This window comes from Treponema sp., assembly GCF_017430385.1.
In the GTDB taxonomy this organism is placed as follows: Bacteria; Spirochaetota; Spirochaetia; order Treponematales; family Treponemataceae; genus Treponema_D.
This window is the reverse complement of sequence record NZ_JAFRNB010000073.1, coordinates 1-6,616: the sequence shown is the minus strand read 5'-3', so window position 1 is coordinate 6,616 and position 6,616 is coordinate 1. Positions and strand designations below refer to the sequence as shown.

The following is a 6,616-nucleotide window of genomic DNA, read 5'->3' as shown; positions in this document are numbered from 1 at the left end:
CCTTCCTGTCGCAGAAAAATCAGGCTCTACCCAGCTAGGCTCAAAAAAATTGTTCGCATTCAAAAAATCAGAATAGCGTTTGTAAAGCTCAAGATAATCTTCGTCCTCATCATCAAATTTATAATCAGGAAGAGAAGATACCGTATCATTCCAGAGTTTGAGCGAGCGCAAAGTGTCCGAAATCCAGTCAGCGAATGAAGCCGAATCTTTACGGAAGATAGGATTTATGATTTTCTTGAAAATTGTATTTCCGTCTGGAGAAGCGGCATTCTCTGAAATCAGCGAACTTACAAAAAATTTCCGCAAAATCGAAGGAATGCTCGCCTTGTCAGCATCCCTGCCACGGACGACCTCGCCCTTGAATTTGTCCCATGCGATGAACCTTTCCATCAGAACGACATCAACGCCGCTTTCATCGGGGTGACTGACACACCATTCTGCCCAGGAATTTTTTACGACATCAGTTGAAAAGACAAAAACATTATTCAAATCGCAAAGGGCATCCTTAAAGAACGCACCAAGCCCTTCTGGAGCAACAAACAATTCTTTTTCCATTAAAATAAATTCCTTTTGTTTCTATTATCATAAATGCCTTTGACTTTCAATGCAAGTTTTTGTCAGGAATAAAGTCCGTGACACATCGTGCTCAAACTTTCAGAGCCGCATCAAGTTTTTCTGCAATCTGGCCAAGCATTTCTTTTCCGCGGAGTTTTTCAATCCAGTCTTCCGGGAACTCTCCGTAATAAAGGCCTGCAAGCCCTCCAGCAACTGCACAAACAGTATCAGCATCATTCCCAAGATTCACCCCTTTTATTATACAGTCGCGGTAGTTCTCCGTATTGAAGAAACACCAGATTGCGGCTTCAAGAGTATCCACAACATAGCCGGAAGATTTTATAGATTCTTCGTCGGTGTCAGGAAAACCAGGAGCAAAAGGTCTTTCCCAATATGTTGCGGCATCCGTAAATTCTTTGTTGCGTAAAATGTATTTTCTGACTGTTTTCGCGACGGATCCCCGTAAATCAGATTTTTGTCTTCCATTTAATATTTCAAGAAGAAAGGTACAGTAGATGCAGCAGCCAAGTTTCGCGACAGGATGCGCATGGGTCAGGCTTGAAACATTTTGAATTACCTCAAACGCCGCGTCCACGCTCTCTTCATTTTCCAGCAGATTCAGCCCGAACTTTTTTTGAAGGTAAAATACGATCGGACTGATTCGCATAAGGGAGCCGTTTCCGTTTTGGTTGATTTTTTTCCGCCACATTCAATGGCAGGAATTCCTTTCCTAAAGCTGAAGATGGCCATAGAGCATGTCTGTCCCATGTCAAAGGCTCGTTTTTCCGTCGTATATTCGTTATTAAAAAGCCAGGACTCAAAGCGTTTCATAATGTCCGTATAGTCAACATCTTTTCCGAGAGCCATTGTATCTGCAAGGCTGTCCGCAAGTGCAAGCGTCATGCTTGTGTCGTCAGTCCATGTGCCTGCAGGTTTGTTGTATGTACCGTGGCCCACCATATCGATGATGTTCAGCTTTTTTACGTCCCCGCGTTTAAAAAATTGCACTGGACATCCGGCCGCATCTCCAATAGCAACTCCGTAAATAATTTTTTTTACTGCATTTTCTCCGTTCATTTTTCACCTTCTACATCTATAACATACTTTCTTTCTAAGAAAAGTTCAGTCCGTGCCGCTCGTGCCATTTTTTTAGGACAGATTTTTCTTCGCCTGCCGGGTAGTCGTTTCGGTCAATTCTCTCCTGACAAACTTCTTTTCCCCGCACCTCAATGCAGATTTTATACTCCCCGTCTTTTTCCGCATAGACAATCGTGCATTCCTTTTCATCAACACTTTCTGCATAGCTTGCCACGCAGTTATGAAGAGCCGTTCCGATTTCGCACATCTGCATATTTGTTTTGGGAAGGCGGAAAGAATAGCCGTCTATGTCGTCCTCAAGATTTTTCTGCTCGCCAGTGTATTTAAAAGTGATGTTGCGATTCTCCACGCTGTAAGAAATTTTTGCAAGGGCATCGTGATTGAAGCGAGTGAATCCGTCTTCCAGAATATCCTTTCGCAATTCTTCCGGCACATGGCGAAAATATTCCTGAAACATGCAGAGAGCATCGTCCTTCATGTAAGGATCTGCTTCCTCGCTTTTTCTGAGAAGCGTGTTCATCGTCGCAAGCTCGCCCCGCTTTTTTATGCTGTATTGTGAGAAGAAAACAAGGGCTTTTCGGTCAAGATACCTGATTTCTTCCCGATTTTCTTCGCTTTCGATTACGCGGTTGTATAAATTGATGTCGCGGAAGCCTGAATCATGAAGCCGCATACACAAAAGAAGAATCGTCGGATGCTCGGCATAAATTTTTCGCAAAACCCGATGGTCACTGATTTGAGCCTTTTTTAAGAATTTTGCCAGAACTTTGGTATCTGAACGGTCGTAGCTGAAGTTGAATTTCAACTCATGCAGCTCCTTGTTCATAAGAACTGCGTAAAGATTCGGCTCACAGGGAAGCATCGTAAGCACATACATTTCAGAAAGATAACAAGGCTTCTCATTCTCTTCGCTCAAATATCTGCTCGTAGTTGGAGTTTCTGAAAGCCCCGTAAATTTTCTTGCAAGAGCAGAAAGTTTTTTGTACGCTTCGCAAAGCACGCTCTCTGGATAAAAATAGAATTCCAGATTTCCGAGAAACTGAAGGATTTTTTGATGCCGCTCAAAAGGCAAAAACTCTCTCTTGCTGTTCTGGTTCAGCCGCCACGGTTCAAAATCTTCTTTTTTCTCAGAAGGCTTGCCGGAATCAAAAGAAAAGGAAATCTTGCCGTTCTTCATGTCAAAAGAAATTGTTTCCGTAGTAAAAGCAGGACTTTCAATCGCCACCGAAGAATACACAGGAAATTTTGACTCAACATGTCTGTTCAAGTAATCTCTTCCTTCAATCTCTTTTCGCGCGAATCTTTTGAAAGCCAAATTGAGCGTAAGATTTTCTTCATCAACGCAAATCTCTGCCGCAAAATAATCTTTCTGGGTGTTGTTCGAGTCCTTGAAATTCCGCGAATTAAAAAAATACCGGCTTTCTTCCTTTCGCCATGCACAATAATCTGCCATCTCACACGGAGAAAGGTCTTCGATTGCAATGCCTCGCTCGGCAGCAAGAACGCCGTTTCCGGTAAAATTAGGCTTTGCAGGCTTAATAGGAAATTCCACGAATTCAGCCGGAAGAATTTCTTCACTTTCTTCTGGAATTGAGTCCGCTTTTTCCCAGAGATTTTTCGACCAGTCAAAAACAACCGTATCTCGAATAAATTGATTTTTGAACCGTACAGGAATTATTTTCTTTTCATTTTTGCTCTGAACGAAATCAGCAGTACCAAGTTTTCTATAAAAATAAATCTTTTCCATCATAAAATCCTCCAAAAGTCACTGGTGTATCGAATAACTGTCATGCTGAATTTATTTCAGCATCTGTGTTTAGAGATTCCGAAACACACTTTGTAGCAGGTGCGTGCAAAGTGGCGTAGCGTTCGGAATGACAAATAATTGATATTCGATGTACTAAACAAGCTCGTCGCCGATACAGCCGCAAAAACTTTTTGAAATCACGATTTCGCCCTCTTCATTCAGCCTTTTCAAAATCCCGATGAGTTTTTTCTGCGTTTCAAGCACATCGCTTTTTCTGACCGGCCCCATAAATTCCATGTCTTCCCTGAGCATTTCCGCCGCACGCTGGCTCATGTTTCGGAAAATTTTCTCCTGAACGGCCGCATCCGTTCCTTTGAGAGCCTTTGCCAAATCCTGAGTCTCGACTTCGCGGAGCCATTTTTGGATGCTCCTGTCGTCAATTTCAACGAGAACATTCATGTTCACAAGATAATACTCAACGTTCATCGAAAGAAGCGGATTCACTTCAAAAAGATTTTTGTTCTCGCTCTCAACCGCCGAAAGGAAATAAATGTCACCGTTCTGAATAATTTCGCGGGCAGCCTTTTCGCCGTAAAAGCAAGCGTTTTTGAGGACAGTTCCAACCGCGCTCATAACATCGGGGTCGGAATTCTTTTTTTCGCTAAAAGTATTCAATATGGAAGAAACTTTTTCACGCACGCTTTCGGGCAGTTTTTGAAGTGCCGCCGCCCTGCGCTCATTTGGAAGATAAACCAGAAGCCGGGCAAGATTTTCTTCGTATCCGCCCGCGATAAAATCTCCTATTAAATCGAACGTTTTTTGATTCGCCGCGTCAAAGCGAGTTTTGACTTTTTCGATAAGTTCTTTTGATTCGCCGTCGTTTATGTCGTCGATTATTACAGTGTGCTTTTTCGCCATGATTTCCTCCAATTGCCATTAGTGTTGATATTTAATTATTTACACTAATAACATAGAGGAGGATTTTGAAATCGTTAAATTTTTTTACTCAATAATCCATTCGTTTAGCTGTTCTTCTGCACTAGAATAATTTGCGGCAATTTTTACGATTTTACGGCCATTTAGAGCTTCGTTCTGATATGCAATTGGATAAGAGTTGCTGTTAATCTGCTCCATCGCTTCTTTTGCAGTCTTGTCCATTTTGAACTCAAAGATGTAAATCGTATTTTTTTCCCAGACAACGGCATCACTTCTACCCTTTCCGTTTTGCACTTCACACAAAACAAATTCGCCCATCAGTTTGAAGATGAGCCATACGAATGCCTGACAGTTTAGCTCATATTTTTTTTGATTCGTAGCTTTTGGTGCGGACGCAAAAATATTGTTTATACGCTGCATAAATTCTTCTACTTTACCAGCACGGAGTTCTTTCAAGAAGTTTACGATTTCGATTTTCTTGTCATCCTCTGAAAAACCGGCATAGAGAGGCAAAAGCCTTTTGTACATTCCGTATTTAACTTCCTCGTTTGGAAGAGCGAGCGTAAAACTTCGGAATTCTTTTTCATAATTTTTGATTGTAAGATAACCTGTCTGATAAAGCATTGGAACTGGTTCACTTGAATTCAGGCGATATTCTTCAAGTGAGCGGGAATCAACATCTATACCTTCTTCCAAAGACATGTAATCAAAATCAATATCCAGCATCATTTTTGTGAGGAATGTCGGCGTACCAGTGGAAAACCAATAGTTACCAAAATGTAAATCTGCAAAAGCACTCAGAAGACTAAAAGGATTATAAACATCAGTAAGCACATCCTGACAAAAATGGTAGCCGTCATAATTCTTTTTAAGCTCTGCAAGGCACTGTTCTTCTGTCAAATCGTTATTTTGAGCCATTTGATTTATTTCTGGACTGAAGTTTTCTTCGAGTTCTATTTGAGAAACTCCACAAATCGCGCCAAAATCTTCAGAAAGAGAAATATCACGCAAATTGTTCAAATCCGAGAAGATGCTTACTTTGTCAAAACGCGTTACACCTGTTATGAAAACGAATCTAATGAACTGGTCTTCGCTTTTTAGATTTCCGTAAAAACCTTTGAGTGCATCCCGAATCTCTCCTTCAAGCTCAGTATTTGTAACATTCTGCAAAAGAGGCTTGTCATATTCATCAACAAGAACAACAACCTGATTGCCAGTTTTTTCAAAAGCCGCTTTCATCAGATTTCTGAATCGGATTGCGATATCCTTTGACTCAGTGCGCTTGCCATAAAGCTCTTCATAACCAGAAAGCATGTCGTCCATCTGCAAAAGCAAATCATCATAAGTTTTGTAATTTTTTCCGGTGAAATCAAGATAAATGACAGGATATTTCTTCCATTCAGTTTCGGTCTTGGAGATTGAAAGCCCCTCAAATAAATCCTTGCGTCCTTCAAAATAGCTACGCAAAGTTGAAAGAAAAAGCGACTTTCCGAATCTTCGCGGCCTGCTCAAAAAATAAGGACAGTTATATGCCGTAAGTTTTGATATGAACTGGGTTTTATCAACATAAATACAACCGTTCTCACGAATTTTTTCAAATGTCTGAATGCCAATCGGCAGGTTTCGTTTTTCGCTCATAAAAATATTATAGCACAAAAAGGGAAAAAAGTCCGTCGTTATACAAATGGAAGTCTATCGTTCTTGTAGACAAAGACTTGTTCGTACCATTTTTGCTCAAGCTCAACTATTGAGTCATCGCCCCCATCTCACAATAATTTTCGCCGTAAGGTAGAAAAGCTGGGGTATCCTCAAACTTGATTTCTGACATAGCAGGAATTTCCAAGTCATTCTCAAAATATTTTGTGATAGAAACGCAGTATTCTTCCAGAATATTACTCAGAATTCGGACTGTACTTTTACCGATTATATCGGGGCTCTGAAAGTCGAAGATTTTCACTTTGCGGGTTCGTTTCTCAGGCTTTGTATCTTTTTCGCAACTTTCAATCGCCTAGCAACCAGTTATTTCTCCACTTTTGAATATTTCCCTTCCCAGTATCGGGCTTTTTCTTCATCGTAGACTGGGTTCACAGGATTTTTTGAGGCGTAAACTCGGGAAAGCCAGTAGTAAATTGTTGACATACCTTCTGGGGTGCAGTCACAACCAGGCTTTTTGCTTTCTTCGATTGCTTTGAGTGCGGATTTTTCGGCTTTGAGGAAGTCTTCTGCACTTGGGGCAGGCTCTGTGTTTTCCTCTGGATTTTCTGATTCAGCGGCAGCATG

6 protein-coding genes and 1 pseudogene are annotated in these 6,616 nt (G+C 41.2%); all 7 read right to left on the bottom strand.

Translation table 11 applies throughout. From position 1 onward, the window contains the following. Positions 1-555 (bottom strand): annotated as a pseudogene (locus IJJ71_RS04975) (hypothetical protein); the annotation flags it as partial. Positions 556-646: 91 nt separating this feature from the next. After that, positions 647-1,222: an ADP-ribosylglycohydrolase family protein gene (locus IJJ71_RS04970; RefSeq protein ID WP_296845676.1), complete on the bottom strand. Its 576-nt coding sequence runs from the start codon at positions 1,220-1,222 to the stop codon at positions 647-649. Continuing rightward, complete coding sequence (locus tag IJJ71_RS04965; RefSeq protein WP_296845671.1) at positions 1,174-1,632, bottom strand: ADP-ribosylglycohydrolase family protein; 459 nt, start codon at positions 1,630-1,632, stop codon at positions 1,174-1,176. The genes IJJ71_RS04970 and IJJ71_RS04965 overlap by 49 nt, the downstream gene beginning before the upstream one ends. Positions 1,633-1,666: 34 nt before the next feature. Beyond that, positions 1,667-3,403: a PcfJ domain-containing protein gene (locus IJJ71_RS04960; protein ID WP_296845670.1), complete on the bottom strand. Its 1,737-nt coding sequence runs from the start codon at positions 3,401-3,403 to the stop codon at positions 1,667-1,669. 150 nt (positions 3,404-3,553) lie between these two features. Continuing rightward, positions 3,554-4,318, bottom strand: coding sequence for a FliG C-terminal domain-containing protein (locus IJJ71_RS04955; protein WP_296845669.1), 765 nt, complete (start codon positions 4,316-4,318; stop codon positions 3,554-3,556). A gap of 84 nt (positions 4,319-4,402) precedes the next feature. Beyond that, positions 4,403-5,974: an ATP-binding protein gene (locus IJJ71_RS04950; protein ID WP_296845668.1), complete on the bottom strand. Its 1,572-nt coding sequence runs from the start codon at positions 5,972-5,974 to the stop codon at positions 4,403-4,405. Positions 5,975-6,355: 381 nt separating this feature from the next. Further along, on the bottom strand, positions 6,356-6,616 hold a 261-nt coding region (locus IJJ71_RS04945), incomplete at its 5' end, for a hypothetical protein (protein WP_296845667.1).

What these genes read in the sequence shown, in the direction of transcription:
- IJJ71_RS04970 (WP_296845676.1), bottom strand. Translation starts at nt 1,222, where the DNA reads ATGCGAATCAGTCCGATCGTATTTTACCTTCAAAAAAAGTTCGGGCTG.
- IJJ71_RS04965 (WP_296845671.1), bottom strand. Translation starts at nt 1,632, where the DNA reads ATGAACGGAGAAAATGCAGTAAAAAAAATTATTTACGGAGTTGCTATT.
- IJJ71_RS04960 (WP_296845670.1), bottom strand. Translation starts at nt 3,403, where the DNA reads ATGATGGAAAAGATTTATTTTTATAGAAAACTTGGTACTGCTGATTTC.
- IJJ71_RS04955 (WP_296845669.1), bottom strand. Translation starts at nt 4,318, where the DNA reads ATGGCGAAAAAGCACACTGTAATAATCGACGACATAAACGACGGCGAA.
- IJJ71_RS04950 (WP_296845668.1), bottom strand. Translation starts at nt 5,974, where the DNA reads ATGAGCGAAAAACGAAACCTGCCGATTGGCATTCAGACATTTGAAAAA.